The organism is Dyadobacter sp. 32, assembly GCF_902506755.1.
Classification (GTDB): domain Bacteria; phylum Bacteroidota; class Bacteroidia; order Cytophagales; family Spirosomataceae; genus Dyadobacter.
In genome coordinates this window covers 5,287,229-5,308,382 of the sequence record NZ_LR735258.1, presented here as the reverse complement: position 1 = coordinate 5,308,382, position 21,154 = coordinate 5,287,229, and the positions used below count along the sequence as shown (strand labels likewise).

Genomic DNA, 21,154 nt, shown 5'->3' with positions numbered 1-21,154 from the left:
GTTGATCCTATTTTCTATTCATTACCTAAGCAAACTCAGATCACAATCACAATTTAATATCATCGACACCATCACCTGACCAACATAGTCCTTCTTAAATTTTTAGTTATGAAATTGGGTAATTAAATTACGGGTACGTTAACAATTGGCTCTATTGACACCTGTTGACCCTATCGTGCAGAAAGGCTGAGTCCCCATTCTACCTAAACCCAACAATTTTCCATGGCTACCCAAATCCCCGGCTACCGTAACGATAATTCTGCAAAACTGGACAGAAGGCAATTTATCGCCCATGTATCCAAAACAACGATCGGTCTTTGGGCTGTTGGGAACCTGCCTACGGCCGGAACTGCCTATCCAAATAGTACAGATACAGACGCTTTGTTGGATTGGTCTCTGTGGGAGCGCTACCGCGACCAGGTGCAGCACCCGGTATTGGCCATCAAAAAAGTGGATATTGCAAAGGCCGGGGAGAATATAAAAAGATACCCCTGGGCCCGGAATTATGCCGTCAACATAGAAAAGTATGCTCAGCTCTTTCTGCATCTTGTAAAACCCGAAGCCCTGGTCGGCCTGATTGAAGAAACTACGCCGGGCGATCCGCTCTGGACCCCATGTCCGGCTTGTCGCGATCAGGGAAAGCCGGTTCACCCGCATGGGCTGTGGGAATGGGATATAGCCCAGGCAGATGAAATCACATGTACGGTCTGCAAATCCACATTTCCCAATGCCAAATATCCCGAAGATGTAGTACTTAAAACGAAATGGGGTAAGCCTCAAAACCTGACATTTCTGGGTGGTGATCCATTCGTCATCTTTGGCTTCATGAAGGGGAGGCCCAGCTTCACAGCCAACATCCGCGCCAGAAAAGTGCAGTGGATGATTAATTATGCACGCATGCTCGCAGAAGCTTTTACAGTGAGCAAAAAACCAGCGTATGCCATAGCCTGCCATGATATCCTTTTGAGATTTGCGGAATGTTATCCAAACTGGCTGGTCCATGTAGGTTATGGAGAATATGCCGATATGGATCCACGCACGGCATCTCAGCATATCAAGAATCTGCCACAACCGGAATTGACTCCCCCTCCAAACAAACCGGATGGGGCCTTATGGACTGGTCACTGGAGTGCCGGCCGGGCAAGTGGTGTAGGGCTGGAATCGGACTTTATCCGTAAGGCTGTGGAAGCCTACGACCTGACCTGCACCGCCTCTCACAGCACGGGTGAGCCTGTTTACAGTGACGAACAGCGTAAAAAAATTGAGCGGGATCTCCTTTTGGAAAGCACAATATTACTGGTTTGTGATAAGCTGATTAACAATAAATCGGTCAGTAACCGCACGGCAGTAGCGCTGGTGGGCATGTGTACGGGACATCCGGAACTGGTACGATTTGGCCTGGAAGGTTTTGGCAAAACTGTCAATGACTGGTTTCTGCCTGATGGCACCACCAGTGAATCTCCTTTCTATGGTCTGATGACACTCGGTGGCATATGGGACATGGCGCAGGCGGCTCGGGGCTATTCCGATCCAGTCGGATATACCGACCAAAGCGGCAAGCGTATGGACTCACTCAATCTATATGATGACATGGCGTATAAGAATGTTTGGGCTGCTTTTTTCAATGGATTGCAGGGTGATCTCAACTATCCGCCTTATGCAGATTCCTTCCGTAACTTAAAACTAGACCCCGCGTACGTCGAATTGATGGTTGCCAATTATCCTAAAAAAAAGGAATACCTGGCTTTACTTAAAAAAATATGTGGAAATGACCTTTCCATACCCTCGGGACCTATTGCGCAGGCTTATTACGGAGATGATTTGAAAAAGCCGGAATCCTCTGCACTGATTTTGCCTTACGACCTTGCCAAACCCAATAGCACCTATTCATTTTCTGTGTATTACAGAGCCCCGGGTCTCGAAAACACTGCTTCTCCCGCTTTGACGCTCAAAGACTGGTGTCCGGCAGATCTCCGGATAGGCCATATGCGTACCGGGCCGGATGGTCGTGAAAGCCTGTTAACACTGAGTGCCAGTCATTATAGAGGTCACCATGAACGCGACAGCCTCAACTTATATTATTGGAAAAAGGGCTGTGAGATTTTGTCGGATCTTGGGTATTTATGGGATCACCCGCTCAAATACCAGACCACGATGCGGACACTGGCGCACAATACTGTTTTGATCAACGAAAAAGAACAAAGAGCGAAAGAGCGAGGCGGAACGGTGCATCATTTTTTTACTGACAAACATGTGAAAATGATGGAGGCCTCTTCGGAAGCCTACCAGGAAACCAGTGTTTACCGGCGCACTTCAGCAATCATTGATCATGGGAACGGAGATAGTTATGTAATCGACTTTTTCACGGTCAAAGGAGGCGACAAACAGGATTATGTTTTCCATACGCACGATACGAAAAATACGCTTGACGGTATCACTCTGAGCCCCCTTGGCGATAGAACAATCTATGATTTGACAAATGTACAGTCGGGAAAAAGTAGTGGTGTATGGCGTATCACCTGGCAGGCAGAGGGAGCACTAAAGTGTACAGCCTGGTCCGTTGCGCCATCCGAAGAAGAGGTATTTATGGGCGATGGCTGGGGGCAGCGCGACTGGAAAAACACAGATATCGGCGCTACTGTCCCCTATTGTATACGGCGCACTACGGGTGATTCTGCCAAAACTTTTATTTCTGTATTTGAAGGTTATGATTCGGCTAAGCCCTTTGTACGCAATGTAAGGTTTGTTGATGGTGCACTGATCATCGATACGGCCGGAGGAACTGATCACATCATGCGTGCAGATCAAGAGGGAGTGTTGCAGGTAAAGACAGGCAATGAGATCAATAACTTCCCCGGGCATTTTGTTTGTGCCTCGGTAAAGAATGGTAAGTTAAACTGGCATACTGTTGTTCAATAGGCCTTATTCGAGATAAATACTTGTGCAAATACCCGACCAAAGTATGCTGCGGAACGATACAACCAAGTACTGGGAATAATTTGACATTGACCTAAATTATGACAACTTACGGCCATGGATGCCTCGATTCGCTCTCCACAGGCGAGCTTGAAAATAGCCATCGATGCTGATCGTTTTCAAATGATCCGTTAGGATCAAGGTTGAATAAAGTGCGAAAAATCAAATCACCTCCTTCAAATTCAACTCGGTTTCCGTGCTCCACTTTTGTCGCTTAAAACCCCAGGTCGCATAATAAAAAAGAAATGCATAACATGGAATCAGCACCAGCACGGAGGTCTGTGGCCAGGCAGGGTTGTAATCGATCAGAGTGCCAAAAATCAGTGGAAAAATTCCTCCGCCAATCACCGACATCAGCAATAACGCTGCGCCCAATTTTGTAAATGTACCGAGATTTTGAATGGCCAAGCCCCAGATCGTACCCCAAAGCAATGCTGCCCCAAAACCGGTACCAATCAGACAATAGACAGAGATCATTCCCGGGCTGAAATAGGCACCAAGGATCAGCGCCATACCAGCAACAGCACAATATTTCAGTGCCGATTCCTGAGACAACCATTTCGGAATCAGTATGGTACTAGCTACGTAGCCCACCAGCATGGCATAAAGTGAATATTCCGCAAAATGCCTCGCCTCCTGCAACGGAATGCCCAATGAACGGCTGTACAGGATAATACCATCAATCGGAATCACCTCACAACCACCCGCCATAAACAGTGCCACTACGCCCAGAACAAGGTAAGGATATTGAAACACCGAAGATCTTGGCTCCATCTCAATTCCCGACTCCTTCTTTTCCACCTGACGATCCTCTTCCACCTCAGGCAGATTTGAAAAATAAATCATGACAGCCAATGCCAGCAGTATCGCGGTGATCACCAGATAGGGATTGACCACTTTTAAGATGTATCCATCCAGTATGACCGCCTTTTCCCGTGCACTGGCACGGCTGACACTGGCAACGATCGTATCCGCATTGAGCAGGAATATGGCCCCCAGAATACGCTGACTTAGTATTCCAGCTGTCTTATTCGCTATGCCCATAAATCCTACACGCTGTGCAGTGCTCTCCGGTGGACCAATGATGGCAATGTACGGATTCGCGGCGGTTTGTAGCAGGGCAAGACCCGTTCCGGTCACAAACAGGCCGCTCAGAAAAAGAAAATAAGTGCGGGAATATGCTGCGGGAATAAAGGTGATCGTACCCACCGCCATTACCACCAGCCCCAGCACCATTCCCTTTTTGTAACCTGTGTATTTCAAAATCCAGGCCGACGGAATGGCCATGAAAAAATAGGCAATGTACGACGCGAACGCGACCCACAAAGACTGAAAATTGGACAGCTCCAGACAAATCTGAAAATAGGGAATAAGGATGCCATTGACCCAGGTAATAAAACCAAATACAAAAAACAATATCCCGATGATTACGAGCGGATAGATGTACGATTTCAATCTTGACATTCCTGAAGTTGATTAGCTTATTGAACTTAGGTCTTTTGGCAGGCCTGCCATAAAACATGAAGGTATCCCCGCCGCAACACATGCTGCCCGGGGATACCCTGGGAGATCAGCCCCCACTGTTTTGATAATTAGTTTTTATCCCACCACAACGGCGTACTTGCTTTATCTTCGCCATTGAGCAATTTAACTGCCTCTGTTACAGCAGCCTTGTTGTTCGCTTTTTCAGAATCAATAAACGGGAATCGTCGTATGAAGGCCGTATTGGGCACATCGGGGTTAACCGAATTGACCACATGATACAGCTTTGGAAAGCGTGATCTTCTGAATTCTGCCCAAGCCTCACAACCATCCGGGTACACCGCCAGCCATTTCTGGGTGCCGATCTGCTCCCGTTGAACAGCTTCCGTAGCACCCCATTTTACCGGAATATTACTTACCGCAGGGGAGTTTTGTCCATCCCCCGGCGCGATCGGCGGCGTGGTTCCAACGATGTAAGTTTCAACAGCGGCCCCGGTATATCCCCAGGTTGCCATGGAAGTCCGGATGCCCTCATTGTAAAAACTCTCAGCCGTACCTGTCCCCATATTCCATCCATTCAATGCACCTTCCGCTCTGAGGAAGTAAGCCTCCGCAGCATGCATGATATCTGCTTTTACCGCAAGCAAATTCTCCCATCCCGAGGCGGTACCGGTATTTCTGATCCATCTCGCACCAATATTTGAGTTGTTATCATTGGTATTCAATGTTTCAATCAATTGTGCAGGGCTCAGGCCGTTTCGCAAGCCTTCGTAGGTTTTAGTGTTGAACGATGGCTGGAAAAACTGCGCCATACGCGGATCATTATACCCCTTCAGGATCGATTCCATGGTGGAGCTCATACGGAATTCGCCCCAGGCTGCAATCCTGGAAAGGCCATTGGCATCGGCACTGCTCACAGCTGTTCTGACCATCATGGCATCATCGGTTACGGCCGTGAAAACACCGGAAGCCACAGCTGCCTCCGCCTCTGTTTTGGCGCGGGCGGGGTCCACTTTTGAAATACGAAGTGCCAGACGAAGACGCAAGGTATTGGCAAATTTGATCCATTTGTTTACATCACCGGCATAGATGATATCCGAATTGCCAAAAGGTTTTTCAGCCGTTTTTGCCTTCAATATCACCACGGCGGCGTCCAGTCTCTTGAAGAAATCATCGTAGATCAGGTTTTGCGCATCATACTTTACACTCTGTGCAGGAATACCGGCGTCGAAGTAAGGGATGGGCCCGTAGTAATCGGTTACCCGGTGGAATGAGAATGCCCACCAGACACTGGCCAGTGCGTACTCTGCGCTTTGCGGGCTGTAATTATCAAAGATCGTTTTCAGCTGCGGTACCACTTGAGTATAAATAGGGTTCCAATGCGAATTGATCCATGACATGTTGGTAAAATACCTGTCCGACTGAAAGTTGGGCGTCGTAGTCGCAAAATACTGCGCATACAGATCCGCAAAAAGATTCGTGGCCGTCTGATACGAGGGATGATAAGAGCCCTGAGACAAAGCCTGCGAAAACAACTTGGGGTATTCGGCAGGAGTCAAAACCACCAATGCGGTCTTGCTCTTGTTCATCGTGTCGAAGTCATCCGTACAGGCTGCTCCAAAAAATCCGGTTAACCCGATCGTGCCAACCGTTAACACTTTCCTGATCTTCTGATTTATATTCCTTTTCATAATATTCAATGTTAAAAAATGCTCTTTCTCAGCGCTTCAATTAAAAACTAAGTTTCAGGTTCAGACCAAGAGTTCTCGACGACGGCATATTGCCGTAATCCAATCCCTGAAGATTACCCGCTCCCAGATTCATGTCAGGATCAAACGGCAGCTTGCGTTTTTTCAGACCTGGTATGTCCATAGTGGCATAACCTCTGTACAGGAAGAAAAGGTTGCGCGCTGTGAACGACAAACGTGCACTTTTCAGGAAGAAGCTGGTTGGCAACGGCAGGTTGTAACCCAGTGTAAGCTCTCTCAACCTGAAATTGGTAGCGGAATAAGTAAAGAACTCGCCCCATGAGTAGCGCCCTTGAGAAACAGTCTGCCAGAACGCCTCTGCATTGATGGCCGTGGTATTGGCAGCGCCATCTGCTTTTACAGCAGGAAGTACCCAGCCGCCTGCACGGTGTTCTTCGGTATAATCAGCCGTACCATCATAAGCCAGGTTGGCTTCCGTACCCGAAGTTACGATACCTCCCACACGACCATCTACAAGGAACGTGAGAACAAAATTCTTGTAATTGAAAGTGTTGTTCCAGCCCAGCATAAACTTTGGGTTGTAGTTACCGATCGTTTTAATGGGCCCCACCATCGGCACCCCCGCTGCAGAAACAACATACCTGCCCTGGGCATCTTTCAGCCAGGTGTTGGCTTCCATATCTCCGAAAGACCCCCCCTTTGCCACGATCGGCGAAGCCGTTCTGATACCACTTCCAATACTCACCTTTGTGATATTATCACTAAGGTAAATCACCTTATTGATGTTACGGGCAAAGTTTACACTCGTTTCCCACGACAACTTACCTCCTTTTAGCGGACTACCGGAAGCAACAATCTCAATACCAGCGTTATTGATTTTCCCTGCATTGATCACCTGAGAAACATACCCGGAGGGACTGGCTAATGGCAAGGACAATATCTGGTTCACCGTGTTACTGTTGTAATAGGTCACATCCAAACCAACTCTTCCATTGAAGGCTCTTAAATCAAGACCGAATTCCGTTGCGGACGAGATTTCCGGTTTCAGATTGGCATTCGGCAAAGTGGTGCTTCTGGTAATGTAACCCGTTGAACCCCCGGCAACAAAATTGTAAAAAGGATCCAGTTGATAAGGATCGGTGTCGTTACCCACCTGCGCCCAGGAGCCACGCACCTTCGCAAAGCTGATCCAGGAAGGCAACTGTACGGCATCAGAAAGAATAAAGTTGGCACCGACCGAGTAATACGTGTAGGAATATGGGCTCGGAAGCGTCGACGACCAGTCATTACGAATAGAAAAGTCCAGATTAAGATACTCCTTAAACGAAAGGGCTGCTGTACCAAACACATATTGCAATTGTTTTTCCGAGAACGTCGATACGCGGGTCAGGTTGGTAGCAAACGACAAGTCAAATTTGTCCACCACCGAAAGGCCGGTTGCAGTCGCTCCAACTTCGGAATACTTATTGTACGTCTGCCCCGCACCAAAATTGTAGGTCAACCCAAATTGTTCCCCAAGCTTATGGTTACCCGAGAATATCAGGTCCATATTTCGCTCGAGGGTCTTTCCATCAAAATTCTCATAATTACCGCCTGCTGCTGCGTACAAAAGTGTACCATTGGCATATCCGCGCTCATAGTCATCCACGTAAGTATCGTAACTTACCCGACCCTGTACATTCAGCCAGCTTGCCAGTTCATATTTGGCAGATCCCAGAATAATGGATCGGTCTCGTTTTTCACGTCCGAATGTTTTGTTCAGCGTCCAGTAAGGGTTCATGTATATACCTGAACTTGTCCAGTATCTGGGGCTTCCGGTTTCTGTCTGGTAATTTTTATAGTCGTTCAGATCTATACTTCTTGGGGTTTTCAACAGGTTCATGATCGGCCCGCTGTTTTCACCAGAGTACGGTTTGTTTTTAATATCCTGATTGATGTACGTAATCTTCCCGTCGACCGTGAGTTTCTTGGTCAGTTTCGCACTGATCCTAAGGTTCAGGGTATGACGCAATAAATCGTTGTTTGGAATCAGACCCTGGTTTTTGTTGTGGGTATAAGACATGTAAGTCTGGATGTTTTCACTACCCCCTGACACGCCGATCGAATTGTTGGTCGAAACGCCATTCCTGTAAAAATCCTTAATGTTGTCGGGATAGGTGGTAGCGGCCGCACCCCAGCTTGCTGCCGCATTTGCGCTGGAAACACCCCCGGCTCCCTGTCCGTAGGTATTCTGAAAACTAGGCAACAGCATAGGAGATTCCATGGACACACCTGAGTTGATATCCGTAGTAATTTTGCCTGCCTTGCCTTTTTTAGTCGTGATCATGATGACCCCATTGGCAGCCCGGCTTCCATACAGGGCCGAAGCAGCAGGCCCTTTCAGTACGTTCATAGACTCGATGTCATCCGGGTTGATGTTGGCAGCACCATCGCTTCGGTTAACCCCTCCAAAATCGGAACTTACCTGACTTCTCACGGAATTGTCAATGGGTACCCCATCTACCACAAACAGCGCGTTGTTTCTGCCCGCAATTGATCGGCTACCTCTAAGTGTGACTCTGGTTGCAGACCCCGGCCCGGAAGACCCCTGCGTAACAACAATACCAGCTACTTTCCCTGAAAGTGTATTTACAAAGTTGGCATCACGTACGTCTGCTAGCTGTTTACCCGACAACTGTTGTGTTGCATAGGTAAGTGTTTTAGCACTTCTTTCGATACCCAAAGCGGTTACCACCACCTCACTCAGCTGCGTCGCGTCTTCCTTGAGTGTTACATCTATAACCGACCTCCCGCCCACGGATACCTCCTGAGAAGTATAACCTATAAAGGAATAAATCAGTGTGGTCTCACCGGGAGACAGGGAGATTTTATATATACCCTGCTCGTCACTCGATGTACCTTTGGTGGATCCTTTTACGAGAACATTCACCCCCGGTAAGCCTTCACCTTTCGCATCCGTTACTTTCCCGCTCACATCCTGCGCCTGTGCCGACAGGCCGGTAAATGAAAATAACATCACCGCTGCAATCAGAAACCTTAACTTTTTCTGCAGATCCGTAACCGCCTCACGGACACCGAAAAGCAGAATACTACAATCCACCTTTCGATTTGTCATTTGCAAACAATTCCAAAACATAGTCATCCTTTAAGTTAAGTAGTACAATATATAATTTTACAATTATCACATTTCTCAAAATTATCACTAATAAAAAGAGTCCCTTAATACGAAATTATTGAATGCTGATACTATTTTTCAACAGGCTTCTACAAGAGTGACCAACGGCGACTTGATATAAACATTCCCATAAAATATAGTTTTAACCCTCCTGAACACAGTGGGCATAATCTTGCAGTATCGTTCGGGTGCCTCGCATTATCGAGGTAACAGGTATTAGGGAAAGGGTATATGAACACATCCGTAATCCTGAATCAGCAGGAAATGAGCTCCATTCGGCTCCATGGTTATTCCACCGGTATCCACCACGGATAAATACAATTTTGAAACACTAAAAAAAGGTGGTTCAACAAGAACGTGACGATGTAATAAAGCAAAAAAGACACCCGGAGTAACCCGAATGCCCTATACTTTCAGATGTCAAACCGAAATCCCCGCATAAACCAATATCTGTTGCGGAAATGCGCTGTAATCGCCCTGAGGCCTATTTCATATCCCTGACCTTTTTGACCTCTCCAGCACCGATACTACTGGCGTTATTTCCAAAACTTGCCCTTATATACGTCAATATCAAACCAATTTCGTGGTCTTTCAGGAAGTCGTGTGCGGGCATCACCCCATTGTATTCAACACCATTTACTTTCAGCGGCCCGCTCATGCCTTTTAATATCACTTCTATCAACCCTCTCTTTTCCCCGGTTACCCTTTCCGAACCGGCTAAGGGCGGAAACCGGCTGCCGTCGCCTTTGCCATCACCCTGGTGGCATGCCCCGCAATAGAGCTTATACGACTTCTCACCCTGGCTTAGAATTTTCTTTTCCAGATTGTCGTCGACCTCGTCAGGTGTCTTGATATTGGGATTATTTTTTCTTTTCTCCATGGCCGCCAGCTGCGCTTTACCAAACGAGGCACGGTTGCCCTTATACATGATCCTCCATATTTTACCTTTCACACTCTCGGTAACATAAAGCGATCCATCCGGCCCCATGGCAATTCCCATGGGCCTCGCTTTGGCATCGGCGGTGTTCACGATTGTATCAACTCCGGCAAAGCCATCCGCAAAAACCTCCCAGGGACCAGATGGAGCTCCATTCCGGAATGGTACAAAACAGACAAAGTACCCCGCCTGCGGATAGGGAGCACGAATGGTAGATCCGTGGAAGGCAATGAATGCCCCATTTTTATATCGCGCAGGAAACTGGTCACCCCGATAGAAATACAAATCGTTGGGCGCCCAGTGGCCAGGAAAACCGATTACCGGCTGCTCAAACTCTTTGCCCTTTCCAGCCTTCTTCCCATCGCCTGCGTATTCGGGGTTCAATAGTTTTTTGCCCTGCATCTGATCGTAGTAATAATAAGGCCAGCCTGCATTGGCCCCCTCCTTCACTCTTAAAAATTCCTCGGATGGAAGCATGGCACTTTGCCAGGGCGAATACAGGTCGGGCCAGGTTCTGGACAGGTTGTCGCGGCCATGCTGCAACGCATACAATGTTTGGTCTGCATGATTCCAATCCATCCCCACCACACTCCTGATGCCGGTCGCATAACGTTTGCCATCCTTCTGAAGCTGCCCCGGCTTATCCGCGTCGAATTGCCAGATACCTCCATGCTCTTCAAGCTGAGGGCACGGATCCTGCCCGGCCAGGCCAGGAACGCGGTTCTGTAGCTGACAAACATCTCCTGGTGAACCGAACGGCACATACATGTGCCCTGCGTCATCGAAGGTTATGGGCTTGGCGATGTGCTCGGAGCCGTGCACTTTATTTTTGTAATCATCGGTCAGAATCACTTCTGACTTTCCGTCAGGAATGAGCTTTCCAGGTGTGAGCTTGGTTCTAAGGACCATGCCTGCTGTGCTGTAATAGATATAATCCTTGTAGATCCGCATGGCCGTACCGTAGCTTCCAGGATCCTGATAGTCTCCGAAATACTCAATGATATCAGCCTTCCCGTCCTGGTCGGTATCCCTGAGGGCCACGCTCCCACCCTTCGGCCCCACCCTTCTCAATTTGACATAAACATCTCCGTTTTTATTTACCGCAAGATGCCTCGCCGAACCCACGCTGTCGGAGACTACAACGGCAGAAAAACCACCGGGTAAAAACAGGCCTCCGTTATCGGCATCGCCTTTTGGCAAGTCATTGACATGCTCGTACCGGACAAAGCCGATGCATACCAGAAAAAGAATTCCTGACAGCACAACTGGCATGCTCTTTAAAATGTTTTTGAAAATGGTCTGGATAAAAAATTTCATTTTCGAACGGGTTGAAATTAAAATATACATCATGCGATAGATCCACTCATTGCCGGATCAGGGCTTTTTAGGAAGTGGGATCGCTCTTGCATTGAGATCATAAACCACTTTCCCATCCTTGATCGTCATTTCACATTCCAGTTTTTCTGTCCCCTCCGACTTGTACCGCGCCACATCGTAGAATCCGAACTTACCTTTCCTGACGTTGAGTATGGCCACGTCTGCAATGGCACCAACGGAGATATGACCCAGCTCTTCCCGCCTGATGGCTTTTGCAGCCGACCATGTACTGGCTTTGATCACACTTGGCAAATCCATCTTCAGCGCCATAAACTTGGACATCACACTGAGCATGTCTTTCATGGCGCCATTCATACTGCCGGTGTGCAGATCGGTACTGATCGTTTCGGGATAAAATCCCTGTTGCGTTGCCGGCAGCGCCTGAGAGTAGGTAAAACTCCCCCCGCCATGTCCGACGTCGAAAATCACACCACGCTTACGTGCCGCCAGGACAAACGGTTTGAGCTTGTTGGTTTCAAGATCTACGATGGATTCTTTGGTTTCCAATATCTGACCGTAGGTGTGTGTAAAAATATCGCCCGGACGCAGACGCTTCATAAACAGATCTTCGATGGACAACCTGGGTTTACTTCCGCCAAAATCAATCATGACGGGAATGCCCGCGAGCTTGCCAGCCTCCAGTGCACGATCCACGGCGATGAAATCGGGCTTGTGAAAATGCGCCACTTTAATGCCGACTATGTAGTCTTTATACTCCTTCGCTGCATTGGCGGCAAGTTGCGGATTCATGTACTGAAGCTCCTGCTGGTACACGGAATATTCATCACCAACCATGCCCGCACTGGAAATATTCAGGAATGCAAGGACACGGGTCTGCGAATTGTCAATGATATTTTTTTTGAATTTGGCAAAAGAATCAGCACCTGCCCCACCCGCATCCACGATGGTGGTAACGCCCACCCGGAACGTGAAACCATCGGGCGGCAAGGAGCTGAAACCATCGCTCAGGCCACCTTCTTGGGATGTACCTGCGAACACGTGCCCGTGAATATCAATAATGCCCGGTGTCACCAACAAACCTGTTGCATCAATAACCTGCTTGCCCAGGCTGGCAGCAATATCTTTACCAACCCGGGCAATTTTACCACCCGTGATAGCCACATCCAGAACGGCATTGACATTGTTTTTCGGATCAATTACCTGCCCGCCCTTGATGATGACATCGTAAGTCTGAGCCTGAACTTTTCCGGTCATCGACAATAGAAACAGGGCAATTAAAAAAGTTTTATTCATCATGTTTTAAAAGACTGGGATTGATTATTTTACCATTGTTAGATTGCTACGATGGTTTGATTGCTAAATTGTTTTATTGTCAAATGGCTTTATTGATATCATTGTTTAATTGCCAGCGGTTCCCGTCAACAATTTAACAATTCAGCCTTCAACAATTTACCCGCCGAAAGCCGTTTGCCGACAGCCGAAGTCAATGCATCAAGCCGATGCCTGCACGAGTTCTTCCTTGATTCGCTGAGCTACAATTTTTTCCTGGCCGGGCTTCAGCATAAAGACCGTAAGCCGGATATTGTTTTCTGTTTCCCAGGCAATCACCTCAATGGAAGGCGTTCCTTTACGTAGTTTTTCCCCCATCTGATCGCGGGTTAATTTTACTTTCTGAGGATCCCAGGTAATACTGAGCGACGGCAGGTGGTTAGCCACAGGCGGAATGACCACTTCCGTTTTTACACCATGAATGTTTTTAACCGTATTGTTGATCAGCGCGATTTTATCCTCCCACATTCTCCATTCTTTGGCATGATCGTGCTTCACATATCTTTCCACGGCTACGTACATGCCGAGCATTTCTTCCTTATTCACCTTTTGACCCCGACCAATACCGCTGCGGGGCGGTGCACTTAGTCTGGCGGCTGCGATCAGATGCTTCTTACCCATTAATATACCAGCACTTTGGGGGCCAGCCATGGCTTTTCCTCCTGAAATACATACCAGGTCAAATCCCATATCATTGTATTTCCACAGATTTTCGACAGGTGGCACATCAGCAGCAATATCGATCATCGTGGGCAGGTTGTGTTTTTTTGCAATATCGAGCCATTCCTGATGTTTGATTTTTCCTTCCGGCGCTTCCCGGTTCAAAAACCAGAGTAAGGCCGTTTTTTCATTGATCGCCTTTTCGACTTCCTCGGCAGTTTCTACAATGACAATCTTCACACCGGCATTCATGAGCGCTGTATGATAGCCATTTGCATGGGTTTTTTGTACAATCACCTCCGACTTCATGCCTGTTCCTTCCAGGAAAGGAAGCTGAGCAACCTTCTTCGTATCCATTCCTGTTAGCACACCGGCCATACCCAATACCAGGGCAGACCAGCAGCCGGCTGTAACCATAGATGCTTCCGCGTGACACAATGCCGCAATTTTCTCCCCCACTTTATCCTGCACATCGTCCAGCATCGCGTATTCCTGAGCGCCCGACTGAATGGCATCCAGCACCTCCTGAGGCATCAGCGATGCGGTCATGGAAGTGTAGTTGCCGGCTGCATTGATGAAAGTACGCAAGCCAAGTTCCTTGAACAGGTCACGCTTTGCAACCGGTGCGGCTTCGGAAGCGATGGCTTCCGTTGCAAATACCGAACCGGAAACGCCACCCGCAACGGGCAATATTGTCAAACCTTTGAGCAGATCACGACGGTGCATATTTTTTGATATAAAGATTAAAGATTCAATAAATGCAGTAAAACCCTCCTAACTAATTAAAACACAGAAAGACATGAAACCTAATCAATCCGGCATGCTCATTTCTTTTTAAACTGATCAGGAATGATGAACTCGTATCCCTGCGGAGGCCAGGGACCAATACTCTGCCCGGTCGGTCGGGGAGCGGTGGGCAAAATGGGTTCAATACCCGCCGCCGAATATTTTACATTCAGGAAGGGCGTTTTTATCTCTTTGCCGCCATCCACGGACGACCGGATCCCCATGTCTATGATTCCGCTGGTCAAAAGTGTACGCTCTACCGGCCCCTGGGGCTTGCCTGTTACCAGCGACTTCTGAATATTCAGTGTGAGGTAACTAAAATGGGAGTAGCTCATACTGTGATCCAGCACAAACTCTGTTGCGACGGTTTTACCACCCGCCTTTGCAGCATAAGCCCAGCCTGTATCCACCAGCTCATCGAGCATCAGTATGGCACCTTTCAGACCGTCTTTGTACCGGATGATGATTGCTTTCGGATCTTTTACAATATCCCTCATATTACCCGCAACGCGTCCTTTAATGCTGTTGCAGGCCGCCTCTACCAGTTCCTTCGAAATTTTCCCGGCATCAATCGCATTCCACACAGCATCACCGGTCAGCCCCTGTACGCTAACCACTCCCGTTTCTCCGCCAGCACGCCGCTCCACCATACACTGCAGAATTTCCAGGACATGAAATCCATAGGCATCCAGCGAAGCGTACCCAATGGCAACCGCCTCCGAGATTTTGACACCAATCGGATGCACCAACATCGGATCACGCCAGCAATAGGGCAAGGAAGAACCTGCCATCATGGGCACTTTCAACTCCTGAGCACGATCATAGATCCATTTGCTGTCGAGCCAGCTGTACGCCAGATGCTTGTCCGAAAACAAGGGTACAGACCGGTCAGAGGCGTCAAAGACCCGAAAGATTTGTTCCAGATAGTTCATTCGCGGGTACATTTTGACGCCATACCTACTTTTGGGATAGTCGCCATGCTCCCCGATGTAAATCACTCCATCCACAGCAAGTTTGTCGCCCCCCAGCATCAGTGCTTCCGCGATGGTAGGGTACAGTGTGGCGTTGTTCATTTTAGCGATGCGAACACCAGTATCATTGGCTCCGATCTGGTCTATCCACATGGAAACGATCTGAACCTCCGGCGCCACCATACCTTCATCGGTAGGAATACCTACGAATAGTTTGGTACCGATCACGTCCGCATGTGCACTGTTGCGATAGGTATTGGCGATGAGCGCAATTCGCTTGAGTGCCGCGGGCTTACTATCCCGCACCAGCCCGGAAATCTGACGCTCCGGTCCGGTAAGGTTGATATAGCCTTTTGGGAAAAAACCCGATAACATAGACAAACTTACAGCCGCACCTGCCGATTTTTTGATAAACTGGCGACGTGGGGAATTTTCTTTTGCGTTCATGGTTGGTATCGGATTCAGGAATAGTAATTAATTTCAATCTGCATTTTGGTTCAAGGCTGTTACCAGCCCATGGAATAGCCGTTTCTGCGTGGATCGGCCCCGCCCAGAAACCAACCCGTCTGGTGGTCGATGGTGATACCCTGGGCCCCGCCAACCGTCATGGACCATTCGCCCAGGCTCGTATCCAGCACATAACCCATGTCACGAAGCTCCTGAAGTGTCTTTTCGGGAATTCTTGTTTCGATAATCAGTTCTTTGGCTGGTACCGAGCCCAGCTCATCTTTCCAACGGAAACGTGGTGCGCTGATCGCATCCTGTATATTCATCCCAAAATCCACCACATTGAGCGCAACCTGAGGAACCGACTGGAGTATTCCAAAGCTGCCCGGAGAACCTACAATAAGTTGCGGCTTTCCGTCCTTGTGAAACTGCATCATACCGCCAATACACCAGCCAACTGCCTTACCAGGCTCAACACTATTGGCCTGGCCTGGTACAAGCGTCATCCAGTCGAGGGCGCTGTTGAAAACCACCCCAGTTTTACCAGCAACATATCCCGATCCGAAGCCGCCGCCGTGAGTCTGAATAATCACGACTGCGTTGCCCCATTGGTCCACAGCCGACAAACTCGTAGTGGCATACCTGAACTTGTCCTGGTTTGCGTCCTCCATGTAGCCCGGTTTCAATTCCAGAAATGACTGCTTCTTTATTTTCTGCTTCCTTTCCTTGATATTAGCCACCACTTTTGCTCTTTGCGAGGTTATGTAATCGTCGGACAGCAGCCTCTCTACCGGCACAGTCACAAACCTGGGATCACCGATGTACTTATCCGTATCGATCCGGCTGAGGTAGATCGCCTCCATCAAATGGGCCAGATACTCCGTGCTGTTGTGCCCCATTTTTTTCAGATCAAAGCCCTCCATGATCTTCAGAACCTGCAACTGTTGAATCCCCATTCCAGGTGGGGGATTGTTGTACACGGTATAATCCTTGTACTTCACGGAGATAGGCTCTACCCATTGCACCTTATCCTGTACCGACGCCAGATCCTCTACCGTAATGAAGCCACCGTCGCGCTTGAAAGCAGCAGCCATTTCCTTTGCTATTTCCCCCTTATAAAAGACATCCACCCCTTCTTTCGCAATCCGGCGCATCGTTTTAGCGAGCGGTTTGTTGGTGAAAAAATCCCCGATTTTATAAGGCGATTTATCCGGTTTCAAAAAGATGGCGGCGGATTCGGGATGCGGCGATACGCGGTCGATGGTTCCGGCCCACATGGCCTCGTCAAACTCAGTGACGGGCACCCCATTTTCCAGATAATCGATGGTACTTTCAAAAACCTGGGCAAGTGACATGGTGCCATAATCCTTGAGCGCACGGTTCCAGCCCGCCAGATTACCCGGTACAGCAGGCGTACGCGGCCCAATTGTTTCCATGCCTCCATGGCCGGCGCCATCGGCCAGCTTGGCGTCGGACCGGATTGCTTTCGCCTGAAAATTCTGTGGCACCCAGCCGCCAAATACCAGTGAGCGTACTTTTTTATCCTTCGCCGAATAGAAAAGCATGTACCCCACTCCGGCCGTTCCGGACATGTAGGGCTCCACTGCATTGAGTGAAGCTGCTGTTGCCACGATGGCGTCAATGGCATTTCCGCCTTTGATGAGTATCTTTTGTCCGGCAAGGCTCGCTAGTGGGTTGGCAGACGTCACCATACCCAATTTACCGAGTGAGGCAGGGCGGAGGTTGTTTTTGGCAACCTGCGCATTCCCGTTTCGAGGTACCAGCATAATAGTCGCCAGTGCATAAAGCAGTGCACAGCGCTTTATCTCTTTTGCTTTTATTTTCATTAAGTCCGTTGATTTAAGAGGGCACAAGCTCCTCAACTGCTATTCCTTCAACTCCACAATCATTTCAATTTCAACAGGGATACCCATCGGAAGCGAGCCAAGTCCGATGGCCGAACGGGCGTGTTTCCCATTTTCACCAAAAACCTCGACCATAAAGTCTGAAAAACCATTGATCACCTGTGAATGCCGGTCAAACGAAGGCACCGCATTGACCATGCCGAGCACCTTTACGATCCTTTTCACTTTATTCAAATCTCCAATCTCATCTTTGAGGGACGTGAGCAACGAAATGCCCGTTAAACGTGCTGCTTCCTTTGCCTGTTCAAAACTGATCTGCTCACCCACTTTTCCCTTCACATATTCCCCATCTTCCTTCACAGGCCCATGCCCGGAAAGGTACACCAGGTTGCCCACCCTGGTCGCAAGCAAAAAATTCGCTGTTGGCCTGGCTGGCTTTTTCAAAACGATGCCCAGGGCTTTGAGGCGCGCTTCCGGGTCGGCGCTTTGTGCGGATACCGCAACGGAAAGCAGGAGTAAAAGCATTAAATGATTCAGAAACATCGTTTTCATTTTTTTCCGGATTAGGATTTTTGAAATTATAATACTTTGAAATGGACAATTCTTTTTCAAGCGATCTTATTTTGAGAGGGAATCTTCCTCAGCCTTTTTAGTGCTCCAGTACGACGAAAGCACAGAAGCCGTAAAACCCATAATAGGGCCGCAAATGGCCGAAGCCAGCCCCACTGTCGCAATTTTCCCCATCACCTTCGCGATTCCCGAAACCAGCCCGGCATTCTGCATGCCCGTAACGAGCGCAATGGTACGAGCATCCCGCTCATTAAGCCTGCACCACCTTGACGCCCAGTAACCCAGGAAATAACCCGTCAGATTATGAACAAACACAATCAGCAAAAGCAGATAACCGATGTTGAGAATGCTGTCACGTCCGGCTGCCATGATGATCGCCACGATCAAAGCGACACCGAACATGGACACATAGGGCATGCCCGCATGCAGCCACCTGGCTCTGCCGTTAAGAAACTTGTTGAGCAAAAGACCGGCTGCAATGGGGATAACTACAATTTTTACCATACCCCACATCATACCCAAAACATCAATCTCAATAAACCCGCCGGCAAAGAGCTTCATCAGCAACGGGATCAGCAAGGGAGCCAGCAATGTCGTCAGGGATGTCACGGTGATCGCGAGTGCTACATTGGCCCTGGCCAGATAAGCAAACAGGCTTGCGGTAACAGACGTGGGTGAACAGCCCAGCAAGATGATTCCGGCAGAGATTTCGGGAGCCAACTGACTTCCCTTGGCCAATAAAAAACCGAGCATGGGCATGATGGTAAAATGCGCCAAAACGCCCACAATGACCGATCGGGGCGACTTGGATAGCTCCACAAAATCCTTTACGGCCATTGAGGAACCGGTTCCGAACATAATCAGCTGAATCAGCGGTGTGATCAGCCCGGCTAGTTCAAAACCATTGACCCTGACAAACACAACCGGATAATACAGGGCTGTAGCGCAAACGCCCAGAATAAAAACGGTAAATGCCAGGCCCTTTAAAGCCGCAAAACCTCGAAAACTGATAGACAAAGCAACCAGAAAAGTGATCAAAAAAGGACCGGCAGCCCCAATTTGACCGGTGAAAATCATGAAAGCAGTCACCACCAGGCTCACCATGGACAAACCTAGAAAAGCTTTGTGAAAATGGTTTTTATTCAAGGTTGATCGCGTTTTTGGTTGCCTGTTCCTGGCCTTTTTACTTTTTCAGCATTACCCATTCTCTTCCGGGGGTTTCTACCCGAAAGGTTTCAACGTTGCCGTTGTCCTGCAAAGTGACGTAAACGGTACAGCCATCTTTGCCACCGAAGGCCAGGTTGCTCGGCGTTTTTCCTTTGAGTGATACCTCCAGCAGTACCTTTCCAGCTGGCGACACTTTGGCCACGGTACCCTTACCGTGACGGGTGATGTACAGATTCCCCTTTGCATCGCAGCGCATGCCATCCATTCCAAAATCGGGAAATTCGATGAGTAAACGCTTGTTGCTGATCTCCCCATTCGCCGACAGGTCGTATGCCCACACTTTGCGCTGAACCGTTTCATTGACATACAGCGTCTTGTTGTCCGGACTTACCTCAATTCCGTTGGTGGTGCCGGTGTTTGCCTCCAGTAAAGTGGTTTTTCCATTCGTATCTATCCGCCAGATGTTTCCGGTACCCTTCCCCCAATTCGGATCACTGGCATATAAGCGATTTCGGTCATCAATGGCGATATCATTGGGCTGATTCATTTTGGGCTCATGCGCAAATACACTTACCACCCCGGACGCCATATCGACACGCAGAATGTTGTGGTTGGTGTAATCGGCGATGAACATGTGCCCTTTGCTATGAAAACGGATTCCGTTACCGATGCTTCCCTTGCCAAGTTCAACAAAAACACTTCCTTTACCTTCCGGTGTTACACGCCCGATGGTTCCCTGTTTCTCAAAGTTTACAGCATACAATATCCCATCCCTGTCGACGGCCGGCCCTTCTATACCAGAAGTAAACGAATGCTCAGTTGTAAAAACGGAAGATTTGTACAGTTCTCCTTCGGGCTGTGATTGTGAATGGGTGTCAAAGGCAGATTCCACGGGAAAAATATTTATGAAGAACAGGTTAAATAACAAAAGGGGAATAAAGCTCATTTTCATAACAGGGGTGATAACTATTTGAATTTTAGGGTACCGAAAAACCGCGGTATGTGAAAATCGGGTCGGGGATTATCCACATAGGCCCAGGTGATCCAATGCGGATTACTGCTTTGGCTGGCCGTTTTGTAAAAGTTTGCTCTCCATCTGATGCCGGGACCCGGAGGGGTCACATTTGAAAATTTTCGGAGCATAGACAAGGGTACGCGATACTCCAGAGTCCAGGTAACCGGCTCCGAAATTTCCGGGTCGATTTTCGACGGCAGCGAATGCGCGATCTCAATTTGTTTTATATCCTCTGCCTCCAGTTTGTTAAAGCCCGTCCAGGGTTTGGTAACGTAAAAAATCAAGGGAGTTCCCCCTGCGTTTACTTCCAGATTGAAATATCGCTCCGGCAGGGCGGAATCAGGTGAGAAGAAGAACTCAACACAGGCATCACCCGACACATTACCGTTGTATTCCTCTACAAGGCTCCTCACATATCTATCTTGAACCCGAAAAATAACATATACATTTTCTGCATCATACATCATTTTTGCTTCCACGCCCGGTTTGAAAGGAGGAACGGCGCCCATATAATGAGTTATCTCCAGGGTTTTGGCTTTTTTCCACTGAGCCTTGTTCCAGTTTGCATCAATCGGCATCGGCTTTCTGAGCCGGCTAACCTCGTAAACCGCTTCCATACCCGGCTTCTTCTGGGAAAAAGCAGAAAGACAGACTGTCAAACACAGAATAAAGAATATAGAAAATTTCAAATGATTGATCTGGATCGGAAACATGAATGGTGGCACTG

13 protein-coding genes are annotated in these 21,154 nt (G+C 48.5%); 1 reads left to right on the top strand and 12 read right to left on the bottom strand.

Translation table 11 applies throughout. From position 1 onward, the window contains the following. The first annotated feature begins 222 nt into the window (after positions 1 to 222). A complete protein-coding gene (locus DYADSP32_RS21730; RefSeq protein ID WP_149240792.1) occupies positions 223 to 2,919 on the top strand; it encodes a heparinase II/III family protein in 2,697 nt (898 codons plus the stop codon). Positions 2,920 to 3,138: 219 nt separating this feature from the next. Here DYADSP32_RS21730 and DYADSP32_RS21725 read toward each other — a convergent pair whose 3' ends face one another. The 12 genes from DYADSP32_RS21725 to DYADSP32_RS21670 all read right to left on the bottom strand — a co-directional run bounded on the left by DYADSP32_RS21725 (position 3,139) and on the right by DYADSP32_RS21670 (position 21,044). After that, positions 3,139 to 4,440, bottom strand: coding sequence for a sugar MFS transporter (locus DYADSP32_RS21725; protein WP_149240793.1), 1,302 nt, complete (start codon positions 4,438 to 4,440; stop codon positions 3,139 to 3,141). 128 nt (positions 4,441 to 4,568) lie between these two features. Beyond that, complete coding sequence (locus DYADSP32_RS21720; RefSeq protein WP_149240794.1) at positions 4,569 to 6,149, bottom strand: SusD/RagB family nutrient-binding outer membrane lipoprotein; 1,581 nt, start codon at positions 6,147 to 6,149, stop codon at positions 4,569 to 4,571. A gap of 40 nt (positions 6,150 to 6,189) precedes the next feature. After that, a complete protein-coding gene (locus tag DYADSP32_RS21715; protein ID WP_414617962.1) occupies positions 6,190 to 9,282 on the bottom strand; it encodes a SusC/RagA family TonB-linked outer membrane protein in 3,093 nt (1,030 codons plus the stop codon). A 544-nt stretch (positions 9,283 to 9,826) separates the two neighbouring features. Then, a complete protein-coding gene (locus DYADSP32_RS21710; RefSeq protein ID WP_414617961.1) occupies positions 9,827 to 11,596 on the bottom strand; it encodes a PQQ-dependent sugar dehydrogenase in 1,770 nt (589 codons plus the stop codon). 57 nt (positions 11,597 to 11,653) lie between these two features. After that, complete coding sequence (locus tag DYADSP32_RS21705) at positions 11,654 to 12,913, bottom strand: amidohydrolase/deacetylase family metallohydrolase (protein WP_149240796.1); 1,260 nt, start codon at positions 12,911 to 12,913, stop codon at positions 11,654 to 11,656. A 195-nt stretch (positions 12,914 to 13,108) separates the two neighbouring features. Next, positions 13,109 to 14,332 (bottom strand): aminotransferase class V-fold PLP-dependent enzyme, encoded by a 1,224-nt coding sequence (locus DYADSP32_RS21700; RefSeq protein WP_149240797.1) that lies wholly within the window; start codon positions 14,330 to 14,332, stop codon positions 13,109 to 13,111. A 98-nt stretch (positions 14,333 to 14,430) separates the two neighbouring features. After that, complete coding sequence (locus DYADSP32_RS21695) at positions 14,431 to 15,810, bottom strand: hypothetical protein (protein ID WP_149240798.1); 1,380 nt, start codon at positions 15,808 to 15,810, stop codon at positions 14,431 to 14,433. A 59-nt stretch (positions 15,811 to 15,869) separates the two neighbouring features. Continuing rightward, complete coding sequence (gene ggt / locus DYADSP32_RS21690; RefSeq protein ID WP_149240799.1) at positions 15,870 to 17,657, bottom strand: gamma-glutamyltransferase; 1,788 nt, start codon at positions 17,655 to 17,657, stop codon at positions 15,870 to 15,872. A gap of 39 nt (positions 17,658 to 17,696) precedes the next feature. Further along, positions 17,697 to 18,227 (bottom strand): RidA family protein, encoded by a 531-nt coding sequence (locus DYADSP32_RS21685; RefSeq protein ID WP_414617960.1) that lies wholly within the window; start codon positions 18,225 to 18,227, stop codon positions 17,697 to 17,699. A 66-nt stretch (positions 18,228 to 18,293) separates the two neighbouring features. Further along, entirely contained in the window at positions 18,294 to 19,391 is a 1,098-nt protein-coding gene (locus DYADSP32_RS21680; protein ID WP_414617959.1) for a bile acid:sodium symporter family protein, read from the bottom strand. A 37-nt stretch (positions 19,392 to 19,428) separates the two neighbouring features. Then, entirely contained in the window at positions 19,429 to 20,304 is an 876-nt protein-coding gene (locus DYADSP32_RS21675; protein ID WP_414617958.1) for an SMP-30/gluconolactonase/LRE family protein, read from the bottom strand. Positions 20,305 to 20,378: 74 nt separating this feature from the next. Next, the gene (locus DYADSP32_RS21670; protein WP_414617957.1) at positions 20,379 to 21,044 is read right to left on the bottom strand and encodes a carbohydrate-binding family 9-like protein; all 666 of its coding nucleotides are present in this window, start codon (positions 21,042 to 21,044) and stop codon (positions 20,379 to 20,381) included. Between the last annotated feature and the right edge of the window lie 110 nt (positions 21,045 to 21,154).